The sequence below is a fragment of the Brevundimonas naejangsanensis DSM 23858 genome, from assembly GCF_000421705.1.
GTDB lineage: Bacteria > Pseudomonadota > Alphaproteobacteria > Caulobacterales > Caulobacteraceae > Brevundimonas > Brevundimonas naejangsanensis.
In genome coordinates this window covers 1-24,750 of the sequence record NZ_ATXN01000007.1, presented here as the reverse complement: position 1 = coordinate 24,750, position 24,750 = coordinate 1, and the positions used below count along the sequence as shown (strand labels likewise).

The following is a 24,750-nucleotide window of genomic DNA, read 5'->3' as shown; positions in this document are numbered from 1 at the left end:
AGGCTTCGAGGCCGCTTAGCGCGGCGGGCGGATCGTCAGTTGGAAGGCCACCAGGCCTTCCGACACGTCGGTGTTGATGCCCTGATAACCGCGCAGGCCCTTGGCTTCGATTTCGCGGTAGACGACGCCGAACGAGCTCTGCACCGCGCCCCGGCGATAGGCCACGCCGATGGAGGCGTCGCCGAGATAGGTGCCGGCGTCCTGGCTGACGCCCGAGCGGGCGAAGTCGCCGTCGCGTGTGCGGGCGAAGTTGTAGCCGACCGCCCGCTTGGAGCCTGCGGCGTACAGATACCAGCGCGGGCGCTCGCCGAAGGCCTCGTCGCCGTTGGGGGCCAGGCGGTCCAGGTTTTCGCCGATGCGCAGGGTGGCGCCCGCTTCGGCCGAGGGGCCGTCGCTGCCGACCCCGAAGCCGGCGTGCGGCGTCAGCGACACCTCCAGCCCGGACGGGGTGCGGCCGCTGGCCGCTGTCCAGCCGCGCGTATAGGTGACGTCATAGCTCTCGCCCGAGAAGGCGACGGGGTCGAGGGCGCGGGGCGGCGCGGGCGAGCCGTCCGCGTGGCGCAGCTCGCCGGTGGTCGTGATCCGCAGACGGTCGGTGAAGCCGTCGCCCGCGAACCAGGCCTCTTGCCGCAGTTGGCCTGTTTCGGCGCTGAGACGAGAGGCGTTGTTGAACTGGACCGGGGCGCCGAAGGCGGCGTCAGGATCAGCCGAGAAGGGCAGGCGGCTGTCGACCACGGAGGCGGCGTCCTCGAAACGAACGGCCTCGCCGCCGCGCGCGGCTATGGAGCCTTCGGCGTCGACCTGGGGCAGGGCGGAAACAGGCATGGCGGAAACAGGCAGGGGGGCGACAGCAGCCGCCCCGATCGCCAGTCCTGCCCATGCCATGCGCCGCATCAACGGTCCCTCCCGACCCGTTAACGGTTCCACTGTGCACGAACGCCGGGGAACCGCAACGGACTCTTTTGCGCCTTAATCCTTATCAAACGAACGAAGCCGCCCGGAGAGGGTTCCCCGGGCGGCTCAAAGGCGATGGCGATGAGGGCTAAGGCTTGCCTTACTGGCAGGCCAGGCACTCGTCGTAGTCGGTCGGGGCGGCCGAGAAGAGATCCGGCTGGTTCGGATCGATCTCTTCTTCCTGCTTGTCGTCGGCGCCGGCGAAGGCGGCGCGCTGCACCGACTTGGAGCGCAGATAATAGAGCGACTTCAGGCCCCGCTCCCACGCCGACCAGTGCAGCATGTGCAGGTCCCACTTGTTGACGTCGCCGGGGATGAACAGGTTCAGCGACTGCGCCTGGCAGATGTCGCCGGTGCGGTCGGCCGCCAGTTCGATGACCCAGCGCTGATCCAGTTCGAAGGCGGTCTTGTAGACGGCCTTCTCCTCGTCGCTGAGGGCGTCCAGATGCTGGACCGAGCCTTCGTTCTCGAGGATCGAGGACCAGACGGCCTCCGTGTCGATGCCCTTCTCGCCCAGCAGCTTCTGCAGATAGGGGTTCTTGACTGCGAAGGATCCCGACAGGGTCTTGTGGGTGTAGATGTTGGCCGGGATCGGCTCGATGCCCGCCGAGGTGCCGCCGCAGATGATCGAGATCGAGGCGGTCGGGGCGATAGCCAGCTTGTGGCTGAACCGCTCCATCACGCCGCGATCGGCGGCGTCGGGGCAGGGGCCCTTTTCCTCGGCCAGTGTGCGGCTGGCCTTGTCGGCCTCGCGGCGCAGGTGCTTGAACAGGCGCATGTTCCAGCTCTTGGCCATGGCCGATTCAAAGGCCACGCCCTGCGCCTGCAGGAAGGAGTGGAAACCCATCAGGCCCAGACCCACCGAACGCTCGCGCTGGGCCGAATAGACGGCGGCGGCCATCGACGACGGGGCGCGCGTGATGAAGTCCTCGAGCACATTGTCGAGGAAGCGCATGATGTCCTCGATGAAGCGGGGCTCTTCGCGCCACTCCAGGAAGGTCTCGGCGTTGACCGACGACAGGCAGCACACGGCGGTGCGCTCGACGCCCTTATGGTCCAGGCCCGTGTGCAGCATGATTTCAGAGCACAGGTTGGACTGCTTGACCGACAGGCCCAGATCCTTCTGGTGCTGCGGCATCTGCCGGTTCACCGTGTCCGAGAAGATCAGATAGGGCTCGCCCGTCTGCATCCGGATTTCCAGGATCTTGGTCCACAGGTTGCGGGCGTCCACGGTTTTGCGCACCTCGCCATTCTTGGGCGAGATCAGGTCGAACGGCTTGCCGTCGCGCACCGCCTCCATGAAGGCGTCGGTGATGTTGATGCCGTGGTGCAGGTTCAGCGAGCGGCGGTTGAAGTCGCCCGACGGTTTGCGGATTTCGAGGAATTCTTCGATTTCCGGGTGGTGGATGTCCAGGTAGACGGCGGCCGAACCGCGACGCAGGGACCCTTGCGAAATCGCCAGCGTCAGGCTGTCCATCACGCGGATGAAGGGGATGATGCCCGAGGTCTGGCCCGCGCCCTTGACCTTTTCGCCGATGGAGCGGACGCCGCCCCAATAGGTGCCGATGCCGCCGCCGTTCGAGGCCAGGGAGACGTTCTCGTTCCAGACGTTCTGGATGCCGTCCAGGCTGTCGTTGACCGCGTTCAGGAAGCAGGAGATCGGCAAGCCGCGATCGGCGCCGCCGTTCGACAGGACGGGCGTGGCGGGCATGAACCACAGCTTCGACATATAGTCGTAGACGCGCTGGGCGTGCTCCGCATCGTCGGCATAGGCCGTGGCGACGCGGGCGAACATGTCCTGATAGCTTTCGCCCGCCAGCAGATAGCGGTCTTCCAGCGTCTTCTTGCCGAATTCGGTCAGCAGGGCGTCGCGCGTGCGGTCCAGTTTCAGGCCGCCCACCACCTTCAGTTCCGGCTTCAGCTCGATCGGAGCCGGGGAAACCTTAGAAAATTCCGTCGTCTGCAACGCTTCGCCGCCAGCCATTTTCGTCCCTGTCCCGAACAAATGCGATTAGAAGGCCGTACCGGTTTGAGACACTACATCTAGTGGCTGCTCGCCGGTGCTCGGCTACATATATGGGTACACATCCCTAACCGCAGGTAAAGCTCTTGACGGGACCTTTTCAGACGAATCGGTGGGCGGCTGATCACACCCTGTGGAAATGACTCAGGAATTGGCCCGGTCACATTTTTCACCGAACGCGCGTCGATTTCTGCGGCGGCGAGACGGGAACGGCCAGGCAGCTTGGCCGTTAGCGCCCCATGGCCCCGCACCCTACCGCTTTTCTGACCCGCGCGCTGCGTGTCGCGCGCACTGAAATCGCCGCTGTGGCCGCCATGCTTGTCGTCGCCCTGGGGGTGCTGACCTTCATCGAGGTCGCCGACGACATGCGCGAGGCGGACGGTCAGGCCTTCGATCAGGCGGTGCTGGCGGCGGTGCGTCCCTTCGCCGACGATCCGGGGCGGCCCTGGGGGCCGTGGTGGCTGCATGAGGCGGCGGCGGACCTGACCTCGCTGGGCGGCATATCGGTCCTGTCCCTGTTCGCGATCATCGCCATCGGCTTCCTGTTGATCATGAAGAAGCGGCTGTCGGCGCTGATGCTCGTGGTCGGCCTGGCGGGCGGGGTGGCCCTGAGCGAGGGGCTGAAAGCGCTGTTCGAGCGGGAGCGGCCGCCGCAGATCTATCAGGCGGTCGATACGCTGAACGCCAGTTTCCCCTCGGGCCACGCCCTGCTGTCGACGGTCTTCTATCTGACGCTGGGCGTCATGCTGACGCGCGCCTTTCCGCGTCGGCGGCTGAAGGCCTATGTCCTGGGTTGTGCGGTGGTGATCGCCCTTCTGATCGGGCTGACGCGCATCTATCTGGGCGCCCACTGGGCCTCGGACGTATTTGCGGGCTGGAGCGTGGGCGCCGCCTGGTCGATGGCTCTGTGGCTGGTCGCCTACGCCGCCGAGCGCCGTCAGCGCCTGCATGATGCGCCGCTTCAGGACGCGCCCTGATCGCCCGCCCTCTTAGACGCCTGCCCCCTTAGACCAAGGTCTAGCGCCGCGACGGCGCAAGGCTGTCGGATAAAGAAGGACGACGTTTCAGGAGTTGCCCATGACCGATTTCGCCGCCCTCTACGCCGAACGGCTGACGACGCCCGAGGCGGCGGCCGCCCTGATACCGTCGGGCGCCAAGGTGGCTATGGCCCTGGGCGTCGGCCAGCCGCCGGCCCTGCTGAAGGCCCTGGCCGACCGGGCCGAGGCGCGGCAGGTCGGCGACATCAACCTCTACTACCTGCTGTCCACCGCCATCGCGGGCGAGACGGTGATGCGCTATGAACTGACCGACCGCATCCGCCCGCACAGCCTGTTCCACGGCGCCATCGAACGGAAGCTGGAGGCGCGCGCGATCGAGGAAGGCCGCCGCGCCGTCTGGTTCGTGCCGACCGGCTTTCAGCAGGCGCCTCGGGTGCTGACGCAGGAGATCGGCGTCGACACCCTGCTGGCGACCGTCTCGCCGATGGACGCCGAGGGCTATTTCAGTTTCGGGACCAACACCGACTACGCCCTGGCCGTATCGAAGAGCGCGCAGCGGGTGATCCTGGAGGTCAATCCGCACATGCCGCGCGTGTTCGGCGATTGCCGCGTCCACGTTTCTCAGGTCGCGGCCCTGGTGGAGCATTCGGCGCCCCTTCTGGAGGCGGGAAAGGCGCCGCAGCAGCCGCAGGATCTGGCCATAGGCGCCCTGATCGCGGGGCTGGTCGAGGACGGGGCGACGTTGCAGATGGGCATCGGCGCCCTGCCGGACGCCGTGTGCGCGGCCCTGCACGATCATCGCGATCTGGGCGTCCACACCGAGATGCTGACGCCGGGTCTGGTTGAACTGATGAAGGCGGGCGTCGTCACCAATGCGCGCAAGACCCTGCATCCTGGCAAGACGGTGTTCACCTTCTCGATGGGCGACCGCTCGACCTATCAGTTCCTGCACGAGAACCCGGCCGTCGAGGCCTATCCGGTCGACTATGTGAACGACCCGGCCGTCATCGCCCGCAATGACAGGATGGTCTCGGTCAACGCCACCCTTCAGATCGACCTGTTCGGGGCATGCTGCTCCGAATATCTGAACAGGCGGCAGTATACGGCGGCGGGCGGCCAACTGGACTTCGTGCGCGGAGCGGCGGCGTCGCAGGGCGGCAAGTCGATCATCGCCTGCCATTCGACGGCGGCGAAGGGGACCGCCTCGCGCATCGTGGCGCGGCTGGACGGTCCGGCGACGACGCCCCGCAACGACATCCACTACGTCGTTACCGAGCATGGGGCGGTCAATCTGAAGGGGCTGACCGACGACGCCCGCGCCCGCGCCCTGATCTGCCTGGCCGCGCCCGAGTTCCGCGAGGGGCTGGAGTTGGAGGCGAGGGCGATGGGTCTGATCTAGGCCCTAGCCCTCCCAGCCGTCGTCGAACGGGAATCGCTCCGCCCAGAAGTCTTGCAGGGCGGGCAGGGCGTCGACGCGGCGCACGACCTCGGCCATGCCCGGCGCTTCGGCATAGAAGCGGCGACGGCGCGGCGTCCAGCGGCTGGCGACGGCGACATAGAGGTCCAGCACCGTCATCTCCTCGCCCAGTAGGAAGCGGCCGGGCGTAACCTGGCTGTCCATCATCCGCCAGCACGCGGCGATGCGGTCGAGGGTGCGCTGCTGGATTTCGGCCTGAGCCTTTGGATCGTCGCCCCCGAGGCGGGACGGCTCGTCCCGCACCCAGAACATTGAATAGATGGAGGCGGGGATGAAGCTCATCCAGCGCAGAAACTGCGCCCGGCGCGGATCGTCCAGCGTCGGCGACAGCCGCGCTTGCGGATGGGCGTCCGCCAGCCAGATCAGGACGGCGGCGCTTTCGGTGACGACCTCGCCGCCGGGCGTGACCAGCGCCGGCACCTGGCGCATGGGATTGACCGCCGCCACCTTGTCGCGCTCCGCCTCGCCTTCCCAGGTCGGCGCCTCGACCACCCGATAGTCCAGTCCGATCAGCCGCAGCGTGGCCTCGACCGGGACAGAGCCGGATCCGGCGGCGCCGTAAAGCGTGAAAACCATCCCCATCTTCCTCCCCAATTTCCTGTCATCGAAACACCATATCTAGCGGTCGAGAGAAATGTGATCGCTAGATGTGCGCATCTTCCCTTGTCCTCGCGCGCTGACGGACGCATGGTGAAACGCATCTTCTCCGGATTCGCCCCAGGTCTTTTTCGATGAACGCTCCCGCTATCATTCGTCCCGGCACGCCCGGCCTGCTGACCCCTTCGGCCGCCTACAAGCCGTTCCGCTATCCGTGGGCCTTCGACATGTGGAAGAAGCAGCAGCAGGTCCACTGGATGCCCGAGGAAGTCCCGATGGGCGAGGACGTCAAGGACTGGGCCGCCAATCTGAACGACGGCGAGCGCAACCTGCTGACCCAGATCTTCCGCTTCTTCACCCAGGCGGACATCGAGGTGCAGGACAACTACATGGAGCGCTACGGCCGGGTCTTCAAACCGACCGAGGTGAAGATGATGCTGGCCGCCTTCGCCAATATGGAGACCATCCATATCGCGGCCTACGCCCTGCTGCTCGAGACGATCGGGATGCCGGACAGCGAGTTCGGCGCCTTCATGGAATACGAGGCCATGAAGGACAAGCACGACTACATGGGCCAGTTCGGGGTCGACAGCGACGCCGACATCTGCCGGACCCTGGCCATGTTCGGGGGCTTCTCGGAGGGGCTGCAGCTGTTCGCCAGCTTCGCCATGCTGATGAACTTCCCGCGCCAGTCCAAGATGAAGGGGATGGGCCAGATCGTGTCCTGGTCGGTGCGTGACGAAAGCCTGCACTGCGAGGGCATCATCAAGCTGTACCACGCCTTCAACAAGGAGACGGGCGCCGTCACCAAGGCCGTGGCCGACGACATCGTCGACTGCTGCAAGACGGTGATCGAGATGGAGGACAAGTTCATCGACCTGGCCTTCGAGATGGGCCCGGTAAACGGCATGACGCCCGACGACATCAAGGCCTACATCCGTTTCATCGCCGACTGGCGCCTGCGCCAGCTGAACCTGCCCGAGGTTTACGGCGTGACCGAGAACCCGCTGCCCTGGCTGCAGTCGCTGCTCAGCGGCGTGGAGCACGCCAACTTCTTCGAGGCGCGCGCCACCGAATACTCCAAGGCGGCGACGCAAGGGGCCTGGCACGGCGCCGACGGCGTCTGGGACAGCTTCGACAATATGATGAAGCGCCGCACGGACAGCGTCGAAGCCTGATCCGGCCCGCTGCGGCTAAGTAAAAAGGCGCCGCTGACGCAAGGTCGGCGGCGCCTTTTCTATTGCTGAAGACCTAGTTCGGACCCTGACGCCCGGCGTTGCAGCGGGCGCGGTCGCCGCGTTCGCAGGCGGCGACGGTGGCGCGCCAGTCGGCCATCTCGCGGTCATAGAGGACCTGGGCTTCCCCGGCGGCGCGCAGATCGGCCTCGTGGCGTTCGCGGGCGGCGCGGGCGTCGGCCTCCGTCTGATCAAGCTCGGCCTGCCAGCGCCGCTGCGCCTCGGCCTGCGCGGTCTGATTGGCGCGGTCTTCGTTCTCGGCCAGATCGTTCTGGGCGACGATTTCGGCGTTGAGGGCCTGGGTCCGACGCAGTTCGTCGGGGTCCTGCGCCGAATCCGGCGCGCGCCGGTAGCGCTCGCCCTTGATCAGCATTTCGGCGACGTGGTCGCGCGCCTGAGTCTGAGTCTGAGTCTGTGCCTGAGTCTGCGGCTGGTCGGCGCGGGGCGCCGTCGACTGGGCGCCGGCGGGCGCGGCGAGGGCTGTCAGAGCTAGCGTCAAGGCCAGGGTCTGGGGCAGGACCCGGGCGGCGTTTCGCGGGGCGGAAAAGCGAATCATCGAAATCTCCTTCGGACGCGGCGACGGAACGCTGCAAGCTTGGCGTTTCCGAGGCTTCAGGGAAACAACGCTTTGTGAGCCGGTTTGGCTGCCTGTCAGATCGGCAGGCGCAATTCGAACCGCGCGCCCCAAGGCCCGGTGTCGACCAGCGTCAGCGAGCCGCCGTGGTTCGCCGCCAGTTCGCGCGAAATGGTCAGTCCCAGCCCCGTGCCGTCCGTCTTGCTGCCGCTGACGAAGGGCTCGAACAGGCGCTCGGCCAGGCGCGGAGGGATGCCGGGTCCGTCATCGGCGATGAGGATGGCGGCCTCAGCCCCTTCGGTCGCGGCGCTGACGGTGATGGCGCCCTTGCCTCCGGTCTCGGCGTTCGCCTCGATGGCCTGGCGGGCGTTGCGCATCAGATTGACCAGGATGCGGTGAAGTTGGTCCGGGTCGGCGTTGACGGTGAAGCGGGCGGGCAGGTCGCGCACCAGCTTGACCCCGTCCGGCTCCAGTCCGGCGTCCTCGGCGGCGACGGCCACGGCGCGGGCCAGCAGCATCTTCTGACGCTGGGGCTCCGGTTCTTCGGTCTTGCCGTAGGCCAGGACGTTGCGCGCCAGGGTCGAGGCGCGCCCCAGCGCCCGCTCCAGCCGGGGCAGGGCCGTCGCCACCAGCGGGTCGGACGAGGTCGACAGCCGCTCGGACGCCATCTGGGCCGAGGTCAGCATGTTGCGCAGGTCGTGGTTGATCTTGGCCACCGCCTCGCCCAGCGCCGCCAGACGGGCGCGTGAGCGCAGGGACTGGCGCACCTCCTCCTGCATCCGCGCCAGTTCGCGCTCGACCCGGCCGATCTCGTCGCGACGGTTGGACGGCGGTTCGGCCGGGCTTTCGGGATCGGCGGCGAAGCGCTCGATCGAGCGCGTCAGCCGGCCCAGCGGCTGCAGCACAAGATAGGACAGGGCGGCGTACAGAAGGCCGCCCGCCATCGCCGCGATCAGCAGGGCCACGGCCAGGTTATTGCGCAGGAAAGTCGCCAGTTCCTTCTTCAGCGGCTGGGCCGGGGCCAGGATCTCGATTAGGTCGCCCGAGCGATAGCGCGGCGCCGCCTGCACCCGCAGCGAACGGTCCGGGTGGCCGAACAGGGTCTTCCACGGGTCCAGCAGCCGCGCGCCGACATTGCGCTGGCGCAGGTCGATCAGTTCGGGCGCGCGCGGCAGGTTGGGGGCCTGCAGCAGCAGGCGGCGCACGCCTTGTTCGCCGACCACGACCGACTGCACCCCGCCGATGCTGAGCAACTGCTCCGCCGTCGTATCCTCCACCGCCGAATAGGGCAGGGCCTCGACCCCGACCGAGGCCAGTTCGGCCGCCTGCAGCCGGTCCATCAGCCACCGCTCCTGGAAGGAGGCGGCGCTGGGCACGATGATCAGGCCGACGACCGACAGGGTGAAGACGACCGTCAGCACCAGCAGCCGCACCGACAGGCCGTCCGGCGACGGCAGGGCGAACCGGCGGCGCGGCTCGGGCCTTTCCGTCACCGGCGTGACCTCGGGCGCATGGGACTGCATCTCGCCGACCGTCATGACGCCTCCATGCGGGGGCGGCCGCGCAGCTTCTGGCCCAGCCTGAGCAGCAGGGGGAGCAGCATCGACAGGAAGGCCACGCCCATCAGGGGCCAGAAGAACTCGGCGAACAGGCTGCGGATGTCGGGGTTCGGGTTGGTGATCAGCACCTCATGCAGGCTGTCGCCGATCCAGCAATAGATGATGTGGGCGGGCAGCAGGCCGACGAAGGTGGCGATGACATAGGGGCGCAAGGGCGCCGCCATCACGCCCGCCGCCACATTAATCATGTGAAACGGCACGGTGACGACCAGGCGGGCGATCAGCACATACCAGAAGGTGTCCTTGTCCACGCCCGCGCAGACTCTGTTAAGCAGGCCCGTATCGGCGGCGGCGCGGCGGCGCAGGGAATCGCCCAGGGCCGTGCGCCCGACATAATAGACGGCCAGGGCGCCGACGGTGGCGGCGAAGGCGGTGGCCACGCCCCCGACCCACGGCCCGAACAGATAGCCCGCCGTCACGGTGATGAAGACCACGCCCGGCACCACGCTGGCCGTCAGCAGGGCGAAGACCAGCATCAGGGCGCCCAGCGTCAGCAGATAGCGTTGGGCGACCAGCGCCTCCAGCGCGGCGCCGTGCTCGCGCAGGGTCTCCAGCGACAGATAGCGATTCCAGCCCATGCCGAAGATCAGGGCGGCGGCGGCCAGCAGCACGGCCAGGGGCAGAAATCTTTTGACCCGGTCCAAACCGCGCTCCGTCCTCTTCCTTCTGCATCCCTAGCGGATTTCCAGCCGTCGCGCGCGCCTGTCGAGCGCACGGAAAAGCGGCTGTGGCGTTGACTCCCGTCCTGTCGCCGCTTATACGCCCGCCTCTCTCGCGGCTGACGCTTGTGTCTGTCGCCAACCCCAGTAACCCGGAGCCGACCGTGAAGCGGACCTATCAGCCGTCGCGACTCGTGCGCAAGCGCCGTCACGGCTTCCGTTCGCGGATGGCCACCGCGAATGGCCAAAAGATTGTCGCGCGTCGCCGCGCCAAAGGCCGCAAGCGCCTGACGGCCTGACGTCACGCGCCCATTTCCCTTCAGGGCGGGGCGCATGACCGATCTGATGAAAATCGATCGCCTGTTGAGGCGGCCCCAGTTTCTGGCGGCCGCCAAAGGCGTTTCTCAGGCCCGAGGCGCCGTGGTGGTCCAGCAGCTGGACCGCGCCGACGGCGACCCCTCAGTGCGCCTTGGATTCACCGCCACCCGCAAGATCGGCGGCGCCGTCGTGCGCAACCGCGCCAAGCGCCGTCTGCGCGAGGCCGCGCGCCTGCTGACGCCGCTCCACGGGCGGGCGGGATGCGACTATGTGTTCATCGCCCGCATGGGCACGGCGGACCGTGACTGGGACCGCTTGCTTGACGATGTGAAATCGGCCCTTACAAGGCTCGCAACCCCGCGCGCGGCTCCCGATATGGGAGAACGGGCCGTTTCGCCCGCTCCGATACCGACCCGCGTCCCCTCCGACCCGCGCCCCGCCGACCAGGACCGCTGATCCCGATGCAGACCCAGAATTCGCGCAACACCATCATCTTCTTCGTGTGCGCGGCCCTGATCATGGGCGTCTACTACTTCATGGTGATGCGCCCGCAGGCCGAGAGCCGCCGCCAGGCGCAGATCGTCGCCGCCGAGCAGCAGAAGGCGCGCGAGGCCTCGGCCGACGCCGGGCTGACGTCGTCGTCCGCCGCGCCGGGCGCCTTCATCAAGGACCGGGGCGAGGCCCTGGGCGCCGTCGCCCGCGTGCCGATCCAGACGCCGACGCTGAAGGGCTCGCTGTCGCTGCAGGGCGCGCGCATCGACGACCTGTACCTGACCCGCTATCGCGAGACGCTGGACAAGAATTCGCCGCCGGTCGAGCTGTTCCGCCCGCAGGGGATGGAGCACGCCTATTTCGCCCAGTTCGGCTGGAGCGGCCCCAACGTCCCCGGCGGCGTTCCCGGTCCCAACACCGTCTGGCGCCTGACCAAGGGCGAGACCCTGACGCCGACCACCCCGGTCGAGCTGACCTGGGACAACGGCTCGGGCCTGCGCTTCACCCGCCTGGTCTCGATCGACGAGCAGTATATGTTCACGGTCAAGGACACGGTGGCCAACCTGGGCACCCAGGCCATCGCCATCGCCCCCTACGGCCGTGTTGAGCGCCAGGGCGTTCCGGTCGACCTGGGCAAGCAGATGATCCTGCACGAGGGGGCCATCGGCGCCTTCGGTTCGGACGGCAAGTTCACCACCGAACAGGTCAAGTACAAGGACTGGGCCAAGAAGCCGCGCATCCAGAAGGAATCGGTCGGCGGCTGGCTGGGCGTGAGCGACAAATACTGGCTGGCGGCCCTGATCCCGACCCAGAACGAAGCCATCGAAGGCCGTTTCTCGGTGCGCGACGCGGACGGCATGAACATCCACGAAGCCGCCATGCTGGGCGCGACCCACACCATCCAGCCGGGCCGCCAGATCGAGGAGACCCAGCGTCTGTTCGCCGGCGCCAAGCGCGCCGAGGTGCTGAAGGGCTATGAGGAGTCGCTGGGCCTGCCGCGCTTCGTATACGCCATCGACTGGGGCATGTTCTGGTTCCTGACACGCCCGATCTTCACCGTGGTGGAGTTCTTCTACGGCGTGCTGGGCAACTTCGGCCTGGCCATCCTGGCCCTGACGGTCGTGGTCAAGCTGATTCTCTTCCCGCTGGCCAACAAGTCCTACGAGAGCCTGTCCAAGATGCGGACCCTCCAGCCCAAGATGGAGGAGATCAAGAAGAAGCACGGCTCCGACCCGCAGAAGCAGCAGCAGGAGATGATGGCCCTGTATCAGCGGGAGAAGATCAATCCGCTGGCGGGCTGTCTGCCGATGGTGGTGCAGATCCCGGTCTTCTACGCCCTGTACAAGGTGCTGTTCGTGACCATCGAAATGCGTCACGCCCCCTTCTTCGGCTGGATTCGCGACCTGTCGGCGCGCGACCCCTCGACGGTGTGGAACCTGTTCGGCGCCGTGCCGTGGGACCCGGCCACCCTGCCGGTGCTGGGCGCCATCCTGAACGGCCCGCTGCACCTGGGCGTGCTGCCGTTGGTCTATGGCTTAACCATGTGGTTGCAGATGGCGATGAACCCGCCGGCGCAGGACCCGATGCAGCGTCAGATCTTCGCCCTGATGCCGATCGTCTTCACCTTCATCATGGCCCCGTTCGCGGCCGGCCTGCTGATCTACTGGGCCTGGAACAACGTCCTGTCGATCATCCAGCAATATGTGATCATGCATCGCTTCGGGGCCGAAAACCCGATCGACAGCTTTATCGCCCGTTTCAAGAAGGCCTGATCGTTTGGACGCTTCTGACGAGCCCAAGGTCGGCGAATACGCCGACGCCGAGATCGAGGCGGCGCGCGTGCTGTTCGCGCGCCCCGCGACCTTCATCATGGGCTGCGCCAAGATCGAGCAGCTGCCGACGCCGGACCTGCCCGAGATCGCCTTCGCCGGCCGCTCGAACGTGGGTAAGTCCAGCCTGATCAACGGTCTGGTGGGCATGCACAAGCTGGCGCGCGCCTCGAACGAGCCGGGCCGCACGCGCGAGGTCAACTTCTTCGATCTGGACGGTCGGATGCGTCTGGTCGACCTGCCTGGCTACGGCTGGGCCAAGGCGTCGAAAACGACAGTGAAGAAGTTTCAGGACCTGGGTCGCGACTATCTGCGCGGCCGGGTGACGCTGAAGCGCGTCTATCTGCTCATCGACAGCCGTCACGGCCTGAAGAAGGTCGACGACGAGGCGCTGGACGCGCTGGACCTGTCCGCCGTCTCCTATCAGATCGTCCTGACCAAGGCCGACAAGCTGAAGGCGGGCGAGGCCGAGAAGGTGCAGGCGGCGACGCTAAAGGCCATCGCCAAACGCCCGGCCGCCTACCCCCACGTGGCCGTCACCTCGTCCGAGAAGGGCCTGGGTCTGCCGGAGCTACGCGCCGAGATCATGCGCACGACCGGCGTCGTTCTCGACTGACTCTCACGTTGGCGTGAACCGTTAAGCCGGACCGGCGTTGTCCCCTGGTTCTTAACGAGAGGGGAGCGCGTCATGCGTTCAGCGATCATCGGCGGCGTCGCCGTCGCCTGCCTGCTGGGTCTGTCGGCCTGCGGAAACAACAACAAGGCCGAAGGCCCAGCCGCTGAGGGGGCCGAGACCGCCTCGACGGCCCCGGCGACGCTCGACGCGCCCAAGCCCGGCCTGTGGCGCGTGTCCACCGCCATGGAAGGCATGCCCGGGGGCGCCTCGGTCCCGGCGCAGGACGTCTGCATCAAGGACGCCAAGCTGGAAGCGCCGGCTAGCGCCCAGCAGCCGGGCGCCGACTGTACGACCCAGCCGTTCGCGCGCCAGGGCGACGCCATGGTCGCTACCTCGTCGTGCACCCTGCCGGGCAATATGAAGGCCGATTCCACCATCCGCGTGACCGGCGACTTCAACAGCCGCTACGTCACCGAGGTCACCACCAAGATGGACCCGGCGCCGACGCCGCAGATGGCACAGACCAAGGTCACCATGACGGCCGAGCGCCTCGGCGACTGCCCCGCTGGTCAATAAGCGGCGCCAATAGACGACTGATCGTCACGGCCGGTATGGCGTCGCGCATGCGCGGCCCCATATCGGTCGGATGATCCCTCTGTCCATTCTCGACCTCGCCCCCGTGCCGGAAGGCTCCGACGTGGGCCAGGCGCTCGCCAACACCATCGATCTGGCCCGCCACGCCGAACGCCTGGGCTACAATCGCTATTGGCTGGCCGAGCATCACAACATGCCGGGCATCGCCAGCGCGGCGACCTCGGTGGTGATCGGCGCAGTAGCGGCGGCGACGAAGACCATTCGCGTCGGCGCCGGCGGGGTCATGCTGCCCAACCACGCTCCACTGGTCATCGCTGAACAGTTCGGCACCCTGAACGCGCTGCACCCCGGCCGCATCGACCTGGGACTGGGTCGCGCGCCCGGCTCGGATCAGGCCACGGCGCGGGCTTTGCGCCGGACGCTGCAGAGCGACCACGACGCCTTCCCGCAGGACGTGATGGAACTGATGCAGTGGTTCGAGCCCGCCGCGCCGGATCAGCGCATCATCGCCAATCCGGGCGAGGGGCAGGACGTGCCGATCTGGATTCTGGGCTCTTCGACCTATGGCGCCCAACTGGCGGCGCATCTGGGGCTGCCCTACGCCTTCGCCAGCCATTTCGCGCCCGGCGAGATGATGCGGGCCATCGACATCTATCGCCGGACCTTCCGCCCGTCGCAGCACCTGGACAAGCCCTACGTCATGCTGGGCTACAACGCCTTCGTCGCCGAGACGGACGAGGCGGCGCGCCTGCTGTTCACCTCGGTCCAGCAGGCCTTCGTCAACCTGAGAACCGGCCGCCCCGGCAAGCTGCCGCCGCCGGTCGAGGGCTATTACGAGCGGCTGGACGGCGCGGCCCGCGGCATGATCGACGCGGCCCTGGCCTGCTCTGCGGTCGGCGCTCCGGCGACAGCCAGGGCCGCCCTTGACGCCTTCATCGCCCAAACCGAGGCGGATGAGCTGATGCTCACCAGCCAGATCTGGGATCCGGCCGCACGCGTGCGATCGATCGAACTGCTGGCGGCGGCGACAGGACTGGCGGCTGCCTAACGCTCGCTTTCGGGCGCCTGGAACAGCAGGGGCGAGGCGACGCTCTCGGCGTCCAGATGACGCCAGGCCGCGCCCAGGCGGATGGCGTCGGCTAGATCCTGCGGGGATATGGGCTCGGCCTCCGTCAGACGCTGGCGCAGCCCGGCGCAGGCCGCCAGCACGGCGGCGGCGCGCCGTACCTCGGGGATCGATGATCGCGCACCCAGGCCGTCCAGAGACGCGAAGCGCCACCCCTCCTCGGGCGGTTCCGCCTGGATGAGGGCCCATTTCTCGGCGGGGGAAAGGCGGTCGGACAATCGCTCCCACACGCTGTCGTCGCCCCGTCGGCGATACTGGCCCGGTTGAGCGGGTAGGCCATGCCGACCAAAGACATCGCACGCGGCCGCCTCGATGGCGGCGACCTCTGCCAGCAGACTTTTCACGCCGTCCGTAGGCGCCTCTTGAGGGGCGACAGCGCGCGCATCGCTTCGGTCGTCGCGAGGGCGTCCGAAGCGACCCAGCATGAGTCTTAGCGGCTCAGCGTGCTGGTGACCGAGACATCATAGACCACGCGGGTGATGCTCTGGACCACTTCGAAGAATTTGCGCATCTCGGCCGCGCCCGCGCGCGGCGTGTAGAGTAGGTCGTCGGGCTGCATCTGGAAGTTGCTGGCGATGAAGAAGCCCTCGCCCTCGGTCAGGTTCAGGCGATAGACCACCGGCACGCCGCGTGAGGTGGCGGGTTGCTGGATTCCCAGCGCCTGGGCCACTTCCGGCCGCTCGAAGCGGAAGACCAGCACCGACTTGGCGTCGGCCAGGTTGGAGTCCAGTCCGCCGACGCCGCTGAGGGCCTCGGCCAGGGTCAGCGGACCGGGCGGCAGTTCGCTGCGCGCCACGGCGTTGAAGGCGCCGAAGGAGCTGAACCGGCGCGGTTGATAGACCAGGTTCACCTGATCGCCGCGCTGCAGCCGGACGTTCTCATTGAACTCGGTCGTGACGATCGACATCGGGGCCGTATAGGTGCGGCCCTGGCGCTGGATCTGGACATTGACGTCATAGATGGAACGCGAAGAGCCGCCGGCGGCGGCGATGATGTCCAGGATGCGGTCATGGTTGGCCGACAGAGGCTGGCGGCCGGGGTTACGCACCTCGCCCAGCACGGTCACGGCGTTGGAGGTATTGCCCGCCACGGTGACGATCACCTGGGGGTTGGCGACCTTGCCGACCAGGGCGCGGCGCACAGCCGCCGAGGCCTGTTCCGGGGTCAGTCCCTCGACCCGCACGTTTCCGGCGAATGGCACAGGTACGGCGCCGTTGCGATTCACCACGAGGGGTGGAAGGGTCTGATTGCCGGACGCCGCCGGCGCCGTGGCGCTGCCGCCTCCGAACAGGGAGCCGCCGGGCTCGAAGATGCTGACGGCCAGGGTGTCGCCGATGCCGATCACATCGGTGGGCGCTTCGCTGGAGGCCAGGGCCAGACTGCTGAACGAGGGGGGCGGCGCGGCCTTCAGGCGTTCGCTCAGCTCGAAGTCCAGATCGACCAGGGCGTAGTCGCCTGCACGCTCGGGCGAGGCGGCGCTCCCGACCACGTTGCGGCCCGACGGTCCGTCGCGCGGCAGGGTGGAGCAGCCCGCGAGCAGGGCGACGATCATCAGGCTGGCGGCGGTTCTGGTCATGATGGCCCTATTGCAGTTTGATCAGTTGCTTACTCGCAGGGCGTCCGCGCCGCCAGAGGGCGGCAGCACCTGTTGCTCCACGACGTCGAAGTGGCGCTCCCAATCCGGCGCGCAATACGGCGGGGCGACGGGCGGGTTGCGGGTCCAGTCTTCCAGCGCGCTCAGCCAGCCCAGCCCGTCCAGCGGGTCGATCAGGCGGGCGTGGGGCACCAGTTCGCGGTGCGCGGCGATGTCGGAGGCGATCAGAGGCACGCCCATGGCGCTGGCTTCGACGGCGGGCAGGTCGAAGCCCTCGACCGACGACGGCGCCACCATCGCGCGGGCGCCGCGCATCAGCGCCGACAGGGCGCAGTCGGGCAGGTTTTCCGCCTGATGCACCAGGCCGCGCAGATTGGGCGAGCGTTGCAGGTGATCCAGCACCGCCTCGTTTTCCCAGCCATAACGCCCGACTAGGACCAGGCGCGGCGTCTCGGCGCCCATCGTCTCCTGCAGCCGCCGCCAGACGGTCAGCAGGAAGGCCAGGTTCTTGCGGGCCTCGATCGTGCCGACGTGCAGGAAATAGGGGCGGGCGGCCGTGATGGCGGTGCGGCTGTCGAAGGTGCGTTCCAGCCCCAGGTGGGCGACGTCGATCGGCGGGGCGGCCAGGTTCGACCGGGCGGCGAAGCGGCTCAGTTCATCCGCTGTATAGTGGGAGTTGACGATAATGCGCGAGGCGTGGCGCAGCACATTCTCCATGCGCCGCTCATGCTTGGCCCCGTCGCCGGGACGGCAGAACTCGGGGTGCGTCACCGGGATCAGATCATGGACCATGATGATCCGTTCGATGCCGCCATGCGCCAAAGAGGTCAGGATGTCCGGCGTATTCAGACTGGTGTGGCCGACGTTGATATAGGCGCGCGCCGCAGGCGGGGCGGCGATGCGGCGCGACCGGAAATACTGTTTCCACACCCGCTTCGGCTTCTTGCGAAGCTGCGGGCTTTCCTCGGGGGCATGACCGATGACCGAGGCGTCGTCCTCGGGCGAGCTCAGGGCGTCGAACAGTTTACGGGCCTCGCCGTTGAGTTCGGACACCGCGCCGGGGCCGGTCCAGCGCATCCGAAGCTCGGTCAGGCGCTGGCGGAACCAGTCGTTGTCGACGCGCGCCAGTTGATCCTTGCGCGCCCGCACCGGCGTCATGCGATAGACGGGATGCTCGATCAGCCATTCGGCGTAGGCCAGACAGACCCGGTCCACGCCGGTCGGCGCGCTGCGTTCGGTCCGGCTGAGCAATCGACTGGCGTCGAAGAGCACGTCCTGCACCATCAGGAGACGTATCCTGCCTGCATCAATTCGGCGATGTGGATGATGGCGACCGGGCGGCGCTCATCGACGACGAACAGATTACTGATCTTGTTGGCGCTCAACAGATCGACCACGTCGCTCATCCGGGCCTGCGGATCGACCGTGATCGGGCTGCGGCTCATGATGTCTTCGGCGTGCAGGGCGCCGATGTCGTTGGCGAAGGCGCGGCGCACGTCGCCGTCGGTGATCATGCCCGCCAGGGCGCCGTCCGGCGCCAGCACGGCGACCGCGCCCTTGCGCCCCTCGGTGATGGCCGAAACGACGGTTCTGAAATCCGCGTCCAGAGGCACGCTGGCCGGGGCGGCGGCGTTGTCGCCCATCCATTCGCGCACGGTCTGCAGGCTCATGCCCAGCGAGCCGCCCGGATGGTGCAGGCCGAAATCCTCCCGCGTGAAGCCGCGCCGGTCCATCAGCACCATCGCCAGGGCGTCGCCCATCGCCAGCGACATCAGGGTCGAAGTCGTCGGCGCCAGGCCGTTGGGACAGGCCTCGGCCACCTTGGGCATGGTCAGGCAGACGTCGGAGTGGCGGCCCAGGAAGCTCTGCGGCCTCTGGGTGAGGCCGATCACCGGAATGTCGTTGCGCGCACAGAAGATCAGCGGATCGCGCAGTTCGCGGCTCTCGCCCGAGTTGGACAGGGCCAGAAGCGTGGTGTCCGGGCGCAGCATCCCCAGGTCGCCGTGGCTCATCTCGGCCGGGTGGACGAAGAAGGAGTTGGTGCCGGTCGAGGCCAGGGTGGCGGCGATCTTGCCGCCGATGTGTCCCGACTTGCCCATGCCCGTAACCACGACATAGCCCGGCCGTGACAGGATGACATCGGCCGCCCGCGCGATCGAGGAATCCAGCGACCGCTCCAGCGCCTCAAGCGCCTCTATGTTCAGGCGCACGACCTCGCGGGCGCGGTCTGACATGGCGGCGAGCTGTTCGGGAGTAGAAGGGGCGGAAATGGCGGTCATGACGGTTCCAGGCGCCGGGGCCGCTTCTGCGGCTCTTCGTACAGCAGCGGGAATTGCCCCAATAAGCTGCTTCGCACAATGGCGCGTTCGGAAAGCGCCGCTCAAAACTTTCCGATCCGCCCGTTTGAGAATCTTTTACAACCTTTGCGGTGTTGGGGCGTTGTGACGGTCTCACTAATGGGAAAGTCGAAACCTCAGCCTGATGTCCGATGCTCAGGGGGCCGTCCCCCCGCGCCTGCCTCACCCGCCCGTCTGCTTGCCGGGCCTCGCCCTGTTTCTTGACCTCGATGGCGTGCTTGCGCCCCTTGCGCCGACGCCGGACGCCGTGGGCCCTGACGTGCGCCGCACGGCGGTTCTGACGCGGCTGACGCAGGTCCTGCAGGGACGAACGGCCGTGGTCAGCGGTCGCACCCTGGCCGAGATCGATCGGATCAGCGACGGCGCCGCGCGCGCCGCATCCGGCGTGCATGGGCTGGAGCGTCGGCGAGACGACGGCGCCTTGCTGCGGACGGCCCCCTCGCCCGCCATCGGGCAGGCCTTGCAGGCTTTCCATGCCTTCGCCGCTGACAGACCCGGCGTTTTGGTCGAGGACAAGGGATTGTCCGCTGGCCTCCATTTCCGTCAGGCCCCAACCGAGGGCGAGGCGGCGACGCGGCTGGCGACCGATCTGGCGGCGGCGACGGGCCTGACCCTGCAGCCCGGCTCAATGGTGCTGGAGCTTAAGACCCCCGGCGCGGACAAGGGCACGGCCGTCCGCGCCTTCATGCAGGAGCCGCCCTTCCTCGGCGCTGTCCCCGTCATGGTCGGCGACGATCTGACCGATGAGGCCGGGTTCGAGGCGGCGCAGGCGCTCGGCGGCTTTGGCGTTCTCGTGGGCGCCCCGCGCTCGACCGCCGCCCGCTATGGTCTGCCCGGCGTGTCCGCCGTTCTGGACTGGCTGGAAGCCGTCGCCGCCGACGTTCACAAGGAGGCTCGCCATGAAGCCTGACCTCGATCTCGCCCCCATCGGCAACTGCTCCGTCAGCGCCCTGATCGACCGGCGCGGCCGCATCGTCTGGGCCTGCGCCCCGCGCATCGACGACGACCCGGTCTTTTCCGCCCTGATGGACGGCGAGGAGCCCGAACACGGCTTCTGGGCCGTCGAACTGGAGGGCCTCGCCTCTGTCGAACAGGCCTATGTCCGCAACACGGCCGTGCTGCGCACCGTCCTGACGGCCGAGGACGGGGCCGCCGTCGAGATCATTGACTTCTGCCCTCGCCATCTGAAGCACTCGCGCATCTATCGGCCGACCGCCTTTGCGCGGGTGTTGCGGCCCCTGTCGGGATCGCCGCGCGTGACCGTGCGCCTGCGCCCCTCGGCCGACTGGGGCGCGCGGGCGGCCGAGCGGACCTCGGGCTCCAACCACGTCCGCTATCTGTGCAGCGACGTGACGCTGCGCCTGACCACCAACTGTCCCGTCAGCCATGTGCTGAACGAGCGCACCTTCCGTCTGGAAGAGGAGATGGCCTTCTTCCTCGGCCCGGACGAAGGCTATGACCAGTCGGTGCTGGCGGGCGTCAACGCGGCGCTGGACCTGACCATCGCCCACTGGAAGCACTGGACGCGCACGCTTTATCTGCCGCTGGACTGGCAGGAGGCGGTGATCCGCGCCGCCATCACGCTGAAGCTGTGCGTCTACGAGGAGACCGGCGCCATCGTCGCCGCCATGACGACGTCGGTGCCCGAATTTCCCGAGAGCGGGCGCAACTGGGACTATCGCTACTGCTGGATTCGCGACGCCTATTACACGGTGCGGGCGCTGAACCGCCTGGGCGCGGTGGATATCCTGGAGAACTACCTCGGCTATCTGCGCAATCTGGTCGACGCCTCGGCGGGCGGCCATGTGCAGCCGGTCTATGGCGTGGGGCTGGAGCCCGCCATCGTAGAGCGCATCGTCGACAGCGTCGAAGGCTATCGCGGCATGAAGCCCGTGCGCGTCGGCAATCAGGCGCATGAGCATCTTCAGCACGACGTCTATGGCCAGATCGTCCTGCCGCTGGTTCAGGCCTTCTTCGATCAGCGCCTGCTGCGTCCCGGCACGGTCGAGGATTTCCGCGCTTTGGAAAAGGTCGGCGACCGCGCCTTCGCCATGCACGATCAGGTCGATGCCGGCCTGTGGGAGTTCCGCACCATCGCCAGGGTGCACACCTATTCCTCGGTCATGTGCTGGGCGGCCTGCGACCGTCTGGCCCGCGCGGCGCTTCACCTGGGCCTGAACGATCGCTGTGAACTGTGGCGCGAGCGGGCGCGCATCATCCGCGAGCGCATCGAGGCCGAAGCCTACCTTCCCGACGAGGGCCGCTTCGCCGCCAGCTTCGGCGGAACCGAGCTGGACGCCGCCCTGCTGCAGATGACGGACCTGGGCTTCCTCGACGCCCGCGACCCGCGCCAGGTGAAGACCTTCGAGGCGATCGAGCGCGACCTGAAACGCGGCCCCTATCTGTTCCGGTACATCCACCCGGACGATTTCGGCGAGCCCGAGACCGCCTTCAACTTCTGCACCTTCTGGTACATCGAGGCCCTGGCGCTGAACGGCCGGGTCGAGGAGGCGCGCGTCATCTTCGAGGAGATGCTCAGCCGCCGCACACACGCGGGCCTGCTCAGCGAGGATATTTCGATCCAGGACGGCGAACTGTGGGGCAATTACCCCCAGACCTATTCCCTGGTCGGGATCATCAACTGCGCCGTCCTGCTCAGTCGTTCATGGCAGGACGCGCGATGAGCCGCCTGATCGTCGTTTCGAACCGCGTCTCGGCGCCCAAGGACCCGGCGGCGGGCTCGGCGGGCGGTCTGGCCATGGCCCTGTCGGCGGCGCTGCGGAAATATGACGGCCTGTGGTTCGGCTGGTCCGGCGAGACGGTCGAGCATTTCACCGGCGAGCTCAACGTCGAGGATCGCGCCGGCGTCACGGTGGCCACCGTCGATCTGGAGCCCCAGGATGTCGATGAATATTACAACGGCTACGCCAACAAGACCCTGTGGCCGCTGTTCCATCACCGCGTCGACCTGACGGCCTATGAGCGATCCTATGGCGAGGGTTATGAGCGCACCAACCGCCGTTTCGCCGAGGTGTTGCAGCCGTTGTTGCAGCCCGACGACGTCATCTGGATTCATGATTACCACATGATCCCGATGGCGCGGGATCTGCGCCGTCTGGGGGTGAAGAACCGCATCGGTTTCTTCCTGCACACGCCCTGGCCTGCGCGGCAATTGCTTGTCACCCTGCCGCATCACCGACGCCTGGTGAAATCCATGTTCCACTTCGACCTGCTGGGCTTCCAGACCCGCGAGTGGATGGAACTGTTCCAGCGCTATGTGGAGGTCGAGGCCAAGGGCGTGGTCGGGCCGGGCGGCCGTGTCGAAGCCTTCGACCGCAGCGTTCAGCTCGGCGTCTTTCCCATCGGCATCGATGTGGACGGCTTCCTGGCGGCGCGCGATTCCCTGCTGGGCCAGAAGACCTATGACCGTATCGCGGCCAGCGCGGCCTTCCGCTCCATGATCGTGGGGGTGGACCGGCTCGACTATTCCAAGGGGCTGGAACAGCGCCTGCTCGGATATGAGCAGTTCCTGGAAGACAATCCGTCGATGCGGGGCGACGTTTTCCTGCTGCAGGTGACGCCGATTTCGCGCGATGACGTGGATACCTATCAGGATATCCGCGCGCGGCTGGAAGCTCTGGCCGGGCGCATCAACGGGGCCTATGCCGACATGGACTGGCAGCCGATCCGCTACCTGAACCGGACCTTCCGGCGCGACCAGCTGGCGGGCATCTATCGCGCCGCCAGGGTCGGGCTGGTGACCCCGCTGCGCGACGGCATGAACCTGGTGGCCAAGGAATACGTCGCCGCCCAGGACCCTGACGACCCCGGCGTGCTGATCCTGTCCCGCTTCGCCGGCGCCGCCGAACAGATGGGCGAGGCCCTGCTGGTCAACCCCTTCAGCCGTGAAGAACTGTCCGACGCCATCCGCAAGGCTCTGACCATGCCTCTGGAAGAGCGTATCCGAAAGTGGAAGGCCCTGATGCAGGTCGTCCGCGACACGGACGTCGCCCACTGGCGCGATCAGTTCGTGCGCGCCCTGCTTGCAGAGAGCTAGCCCTGCGGCGCAACGCCTCATTTGCGCGGTGCGGCGAGGCGGGAATGCGGCGAATTCGTCTGACTGCAACCCTTCAAGCTGCGGACGCAGAGGGCTGGGCGTGGCAATTGAGAGTCCTGATCGTCTGGTCTTGAACCATCTGTGTCGGGATGTTGTGGCATTCATCGCCGACCCCGGTTATGACGCCGTAAATAAGTCGTTCCAAAGTCCACAGGTTCATCGCTCGTTCAGGTTCGTCCAGACAGTGAAGCCCTGTTGTCAGACACTGAGGCGGGGACGATTTTTTGTGTTGAAACGGCGCCACAGTCGCCACAATCAACGCTAGAAGAGGGAACTGCCGCACTGCAATGTCGTTCGGGTTTGGAGCGCCGATGCAGGCAAATGTGTCGGGGATCGGATCAACTATGAGTGTGAGGACACTATGAAGCTGAAACTTCTGGCCAGTGTCGCTGCGGCGGGGCTGTTTGCAGCCGGCGCAGCATCGGCTGAGCCCGATGGCTGGTACGGCGCGATCGACGCCGGCTACCACATCATCGACGACATCAATACGGAAGCTTCGGCGACCGGCCACAACTGGAACTGGGAAGTCAACGACGGCTGGGCGGCCTTTGCTCGCCTGGGCTACCGTTTCAACCCGAACTGGCGTGTTGAGCTCGAAGGCGGCTACCGCTCGGGCGACATCGGCCGCGTTCGCGCCGTCTCGGGTCCGCAGGGCCTGTGCAACCTGACGCCGGCCACCGGTCCGTGCCACTCGCCGGAAGGCGACATCACGTCGACCACTCTGATGGCCAACGTCATCTATGACTTCGGTTCGCCGGACTGGACCATTCGTCCGTTCGTCGGCCTGGGCGTTGGCGCCAACCGCGTCAACACCGACACCGTCGGCCGCCTGCGTCAGACGCCGGGTGTGGCCTTCGCCGCTGACGACAGCTCGACCAAGTTCGCCGCCCAGGCGATCGCCGGTCTGGCCTGGGCCGTCTCGGACCGCGCCAACATCGACCTGACGTACCGTTATCTGACGGGCGACATGGAGTTCGACACCAACACCTCGGGCACGGGCGCCATTCCGTTCGGCACCCTGGCGGGCGACTATGACCAGTCGCACACCGTGACGCTGGGCCTGCGCTATGCGTTCGGCGCCGAGCCGGTGGCCCCGCCGCCGCCGCCGCCCCCGCCGCCGCCGCCCCCGCCGCCTCCGCCGCCGCCCCCGCCGCCGCCTCCGCCGCCTCCGGCCAAGCCGGCTGCGCGTCAGTTCGTGGTCTACTTCGACTTCGACCGTTCGGACCTGACGGCGGAAGCCCGCTCGGTGGTGACGCAAGCCGCCAACTACGCCAAGTCGGGCGCTCCGACGCGCGTGCTGGTGGTCGGCCACACCGACACCTCGGGCAACGCGGCCTACAACATGGGCCTGTCCAACCGCCGTGCGCGCACCGTGGCTGACGCCCTGGTCGCTCAAGGCGTCAACGGCGGGGTGATCTCGCTGGACGGCAAGGGCGAGACCCAGCCGGCCAAGGCCACCGGCGACGGCGTGCGTGAGCCGCTGAACCGCCGCGCCACCGTCGACATCAACTTCTAAGGCTCAAGGGGGCCGGCTCATCCCGGCCCCCGCGACCGAAGAAGCGTCGATAAGA

Annotated in this window: 23 protein-coding genes; 13 read left to right on the top strand and 10 right to left on the bottom strand. The window is 67.4% G+C overall.

Going from position 1 to position 24,750, the window contains the following annotated elements; translation table 11 throughout:
• Positions 1–15: 15 nt before the first annotated feature.
• Both H556_RS0113365 and H556_RS0113360 read right to left on the bottom strand, forming a co-directional pair.
• Positions 16–894 carry a lipid A-modifier LpxR family protein gene (locus H556_RS0113365; RefSeq protein WP_245559494.1) on the bottom strand — a complete coding sequence of 293 codons (879 nt, stop codon included), beginning with the start codon at positions 892–894 and terminating at the stop codon, positions 16–18.
• Positions 895–1,054: 160 nt separating this feature from the next.
• Positions 1,055–2,938, bottom strand: a complete 1,884-nt coding sequence (locus H556_RS0113360; protein ID WP_024354921.1) for a ribonucleoside-diphosphate reductase subunit alpha — start codon at positions 2,936–2,938, stop codon at positions 1,055–1,057.
• A gap of 278 nt (positions 2,939–3,216) precedes the next feature.
• Here H556_RS0113360 and H556_RS0113355 point away from each other — a divergent pair, with 278 nt between their 5' ends.
• Together H556_RS0113355 and H556_RS0113350 are read left to right on the top strand one after the other, a co-directional pair.
• Positions 3,217–3,954: a phosphatase PAP2 family protein gene (locus H556_RS0113355; protein ID WP_024354920.1), complete on the top strand. Its 738-nt coding sequence runs from the start codon at positions 3,217–3,219 to the stop codon at positions 3,952–3,954.
• A 100-nt stretch (positions 3,955–4,054) separates the two neighbouring features.
• The gene (locus H556_RS0113350) at positions 4,055–5,374 is read left to right on the top strand and encodes an acetyl-CoA hydrolase/transferase family protein (RefSeq protein ID WP_024354919.1); all 1,320 of its coding nucleotides are present in this window, start codon (positions 4,055–4,057) and stop codon (positions 5,372–5,374) included.
• Positions 5,375–5,377: 3 nt separating this feature from the next.
• Here H556_RS0113350 and H556_RS0113345 read toward each other — a convergent pair whose 3' ends face one another.
• A complete protein-coding gene (locus tag H556_RS0113345; protein WP_024354918.1) occupies positions 5,378–6,034 on the bottom strand; it encodes a glutathione S-transferase family protein in 657 nt (218 codons plus the stop codon).
• A 149-nt stretch (positions 6,035–6,183) separates the two neighbouring features.
• Between H556_RS0113345 and H556_RS0113340 the strand changes: the two genes are divergently transcribed.
• Entirely contained in the window at positions 6,184–7,227 is a 1,044-nt protein-coding gene (locus H556_RS0113340; protein WP_024354917.1) for a ribonucleotide-diphosphate reductase subunit beta, read from the top strand.
• A 73-nt stretch (positions 7,228–7,300) separates the two neighbouring features.
• Here H556_RS0113340 and H556_RS0113335 read toward each other — a convergent pair whose 3' ends face one another.
• From H556_RS0113335 to H556_RS0113325, 3 genes are all read right to left on the bottom strand, one after another.
• Entirely contained in the window at positions 7,301–7,840 is a 540-nt protein-coding gene (locus H556_RS0113335; protein ID WP_024354916.1) for a hypothetical protein, read from the bottom strand.
• Between the two features lie 95 nt (positions 7,841–7,935).
• Positions 7,936–9,396, bottom strand: a complete 1,461-nt coding sequence (locus H556_RS0113330) for a sensor histidine kinase (RefSeq protein ID WP_024354915.1) — start codon at positions 9,394–9,396, stop codon at positions 7,936–7,938.
• Complete coding sequence (locus H556_RS0113325) at positions 9,393–10,121, bottom strand: TVP38/TMEM64 family protein (protein ID WP_024354914.1); 729 nt, start codon at positions 10,119–10,121, stop codon at positions 9,393–9,395. The genes H556_RS0113330 and H556_RS0113325 overlap by 4 nt, the downstream gene beginning before the upstream one ends.
• 179 nt (positions 10,122–10,300) lie before the next feature.
• Here H556_RS0113325 and rpmH point away from each other — a divergent pair, with 179 nt between their 5' ends.
• The 6 genes from rpmH (at position 10,301) to H556_RS0113295 (ending at position 15,033) form a co-directional block, all read left to right on the top strand.
• A complete protein-coding gene (gene rpmH / locus H556_RS0113320) occupies positions 10,301–10,435 on the top strand; it encodes a 50S ribosomal protein L34 (protein WP_024354913.1) in 135 nt (44 codons plus the stop codon).
• 34 nt (positions 10,436–10,469) lie between these two features.
• Complete coding sequence (gene rnpA, locus H556_RS0113315) at positions 10,470–10,910, top strand: ribonuclease P protein component (RefSeq protein WP_024354912.1); 441 nt, start codon at positions 10,470–10,472, stop codon at positions 10,908–10,910.
• A 5-nt stretch (positions 10,911–10,915) separates the two neighbouring features.
• Positions 10,916–12,718, top strand: a complete 1,803-nt coding sequence (gene yidC, locus H556_RS0113310) for a membrane protein insertase YidC (protein ID WP_024354911.1) — start codon at positions 10,916–10,918, stop codon at positions 12,716–12,718.
• 4 nt (positions 12,719–12,722) lie between these two features.
• Positions 12,723–13,391, top strand: a complete 669-nt coding sequence (gene yihA, locus H556_RS0113305; protein ID WP_003166775.1) for a ribosome biogenesis GTP-binding protein YihA/YsxC — start codon at positions 12,723–12,725, stop codon at positions 13,389–13,391.
• Positions 13,392–13,463: 72 nt separating this feature from the next.
• Positions 13,464–13,967: a DUF3617 domain-containing protein gene (locus tag H556_RS0113300; RefSeq protein WP_024354910.1), complete on the top strand. Its 504-nt coding sequence runs from the start codon at positions 13,464–13,466 to the stop codon at positions 13,965–13,967.
• A 70-nt stretch (positions 13,968–14,037) separates the two neighbouring features.
• Positions 14,038–15,033, top strand: a complete 996-nt coding sequence (locus tag H556_RS0113295; RefSeq protein WP_024354909.1) for an LLM class flavin-dependent oxidoreductase — start codon at positions 14,038–14,040, stop codon at positions 15,031–15,033.
• Here the strand turns inward: H556_RS0113295 and H556_RS0113290 are convergent.
• The 4 genes from H556_RS0113290 to H556_RS0113275 all read right to left on the bottom strand — a co-directional run bounded on the left by H556_RS0113290 (position 15,030) and on the right by H556_RS0113275 (position 18,984).
• Positions 15,030–15,455: a hypothetical protein gene (locus tag H556_RS0113290; protein ID WP_155802493.1), complete on the bottom strand. Its 426-nt coding sequence runs from the start codon at positions 15,453–15,455 to the stop codon at positions 15,030–15,032. The genes H556_RS0113295 and H556_RS0113290 overlap by 4 nt on opposite strands.
• A gap of 86 nt (positions 15,456–15,541) precedes the next feature.
• A complete protein-coding gene (locus tag H556_RS0113285; RefSeq protein ID WP_024354907.1) occupies positions 15,542–16,687 on the bottom strand; it encodes a polysaccharide biosynthesis/export family protein in 1,146 nt (381 codons plus the stop codon).
• Between the two features lie 21 nt (positions 16,688–16,708).
• The gene (locus H556_RS0113280; RefSeq protein ID WP_024354906.1) at positions 16,709–17,989 is read right to left on the bottom strand and encodes a glycosyltransferase family 4 protein; all 1,281 of its coding nucleotides are present in this window, start codon (positions 17,987–17,989) and stop codon (positions 16,709–16,711) included.
• Entirely contained in the window at positions 17,989–18,984 is a 996-nt protein-coding gene (locus H556_RS0113275; protein WP_024354905.1) for a KpsF/GutQ family sugar-phosphate isomerase, read from the bottom strand. The genes H556_RS0113280 and H556_RS0113275 overlap by 1 nt, the downstream gene beginning before the upstream one ends.
• Before the next feature lie 202 nt (positions 18,985–19,186).
• On the opposite strand from H556_RS0113275, the gene otsB reads away from it, so the two are divergent.
• The 4 genes from otsB (at position 19,187) to H556_RS0113255 (ending at position 24,695) form a co-directional block, all read left to right on the top strand.
• Complete coding sequence (gene otsB, locus H556_RS0113270) at positions 19,187–19,972, top strand: trehalose-phosphatase (RefSeq protein ID WP_024354904.1); 786 nt, start codon at positions 19,187–19,189, stop codon at positions 19,970–19,972.
• Positions 19,962–21,746: a glycoside hydrolase family 15 protein gene (locus H556_RS0113265; RefSeq protein ID WP_024354903.1), complete on the top strand. Its 1,785-nt coding sequence runs from the start codon at positions 19,962–19,964 to the stop codon at positions 21,744–21,746. Before otsB ends, H556_RS0113265 begins: the two co-directional genes overlap by 11 nt.
• Positions 21,743–23,119 carry an alpha,alpha-trehalose-phosphate synthase (UDP-forming) gene (locus H556_RS0113260; protein ID WP_024354902.1) on the top strand — a complete coding sequence of 459 codons (1,377 nt, stop codon included), beginning with the start codon at positions 21,743–21,745 and terminating at the stop codon, positions 23,117–23,119. Before H556_RS0113265 ends, H556_RS0113260 begins: the two co-directional genes overlap by 4 nt.
• Positions 23,120–23,540: 421 nt before the next feature.
• A complete protein-coding gene (locus tag H556_RS0113255; RefSeq protein WP_024354901.1) occupies positions 23,541–24,695 on the top strand; it encodes an OmpA family protein in 1,155 nt (384 codons plus the stop codon).
• Positions 24,696–24,750 lie beyond the last annotated feature (55 nt).

Excerpts from the sequence above, each read along its gene's own strand:
- H556_RS0113365 (WP_245559494.1), bottom strand. The coding sequence starts at position 894 with ATGCGGCGCATGGCATGGGCAGGACTGGCGATCGGGGCGGCTGCTGTC.
- H556_RS0113360 (WP_024354921.1), bottom strand. The coding sequence starts at position 2,938 with ATGGCTGGCGGCGAAGCGTTGCAGACGACGGAATTTTCTAAGGTTTCC.
- H556_RS0113355 (WP_024354920.1), top strand. The coding sequence starts at position 3,217 with ATGGCCCCGCACCCTACCGCTTTTCTGACCCGCGCGCTGCGTGTCGCG.
- H556_RS0113350 (WP_024354919.1), top strand. The coding sequence starts at position 4,055 with ATGACCGATTTCGCCGCCCTCTACGCCGAACGGCTGACGACGCCCGAG.
- H556_RS0113345 (WP_024354918.1), bottom strand. The coding sequence starts at position 6,034 with ATGGGGATGGTTTTCACGCTTTACGGCGCCGCCGGATCCGGCTCTGTC.
- H556_RS0113340 (WP_024354917.1), top strand. The coding sequence starts at position 6,184 with ATGAACGCTCCCGCTATCATTCGTCCCGGCACGCCCGGCCTGCTGACC.
- H556_RS0113335 (WP_024354916.1), bottom strand. The coding sequence starts at position 7,840 with ATGATTCGCTTTTCCGCCCCGCGAAACGCCGCCCGGGTCCTGCCCCAG.
- H556_RS0113330 (WP_024354915.1), bottom strand. The coding sequence starts at position 9,396 with ATGACGGTCGGCGAGATGCAGTCCCATGCGCCCGAGGTCACGCCGGTG.
- rnpA (WP_024354912.1), top strand. The coding sequence starts at position 10,470 with ATGACCGATCTGATGAAAATCGATCGCCTGTTGAGGCGGCCCCAGTTT.
- yidC (WP_024354911.1), top strand. The coding sequence starts at position 10,916 with ATGCAGACCCAGAATTCGCGCAACACCATCATCTTCTTCGTGTGCGCG.
- H556_RS0113300 (WP_024354910.1), top strand. The coding sequence starts at position 13,464 with ATGCGTTCAGCGATCATCGGCGGCGTCGCCGTCGCCTGCCTGCTGGGT.
- H556_RS0113295 (WP_024354909.1), top strand. The coding sequence starts at position 14,038 with ATGATCCCTCTGTCCATTCTCGACCTCGCCCCCGTGCCGGAAGGCTCC.
- H556_RS0113285 (WP_024354907.1), bottom strand. The coding sequence starts at position 16,687 with ATGACCAGAACCGCCGCCAGCCTGATGATCGTCGCCCTGCTCGCGGGC.
- H556_RS0113280 (WP_024354906.1), bottom strand. The coding sequence starts at position 17,989 with ATGGTGCAGGACGTGCTCTTCGACGCCAGTCGATTGCTCAGCCGGACC.
- H556_RS0113275 (WP_024354905.1), bottom strand. The coding sequence starts at position 18,984 with ATGACCGCCATTTCCGCCCCTTCTACTCCCGAACAGCTCGCCGCCATG.
- otsB (WP_024354904.1), top strand. The coding sequence starts at position 19,187 with ATGTCCGATGCTCAGGGGGCCGTCCCCCCGCGCCTGCCTCACCCGCCC.
- H556_RS0113265 (WP_024354903.1), top strand. The coding sequence starts at position 19,962 with ATGAAGCCTGACCTCGATCTCGCCCCCATCGGCAACTGCTCCGTCAGC.
- H556_RS0113260 (WP_024354902.1), top strand. The coding sequence starts at position 21,743 with ATGAGCCGCCTGATCGTCGTTTCGAACCGCGTCTCGGCGCCCAAGGAC.
- H556_RS0113255 (WP_024354901.1), top strand. The coding sequence starts at position 23,541 with ATGAAGCTGAAACTTCTGGCCAGTGTCGCTGCGGCGGGGCTGTTTGCA.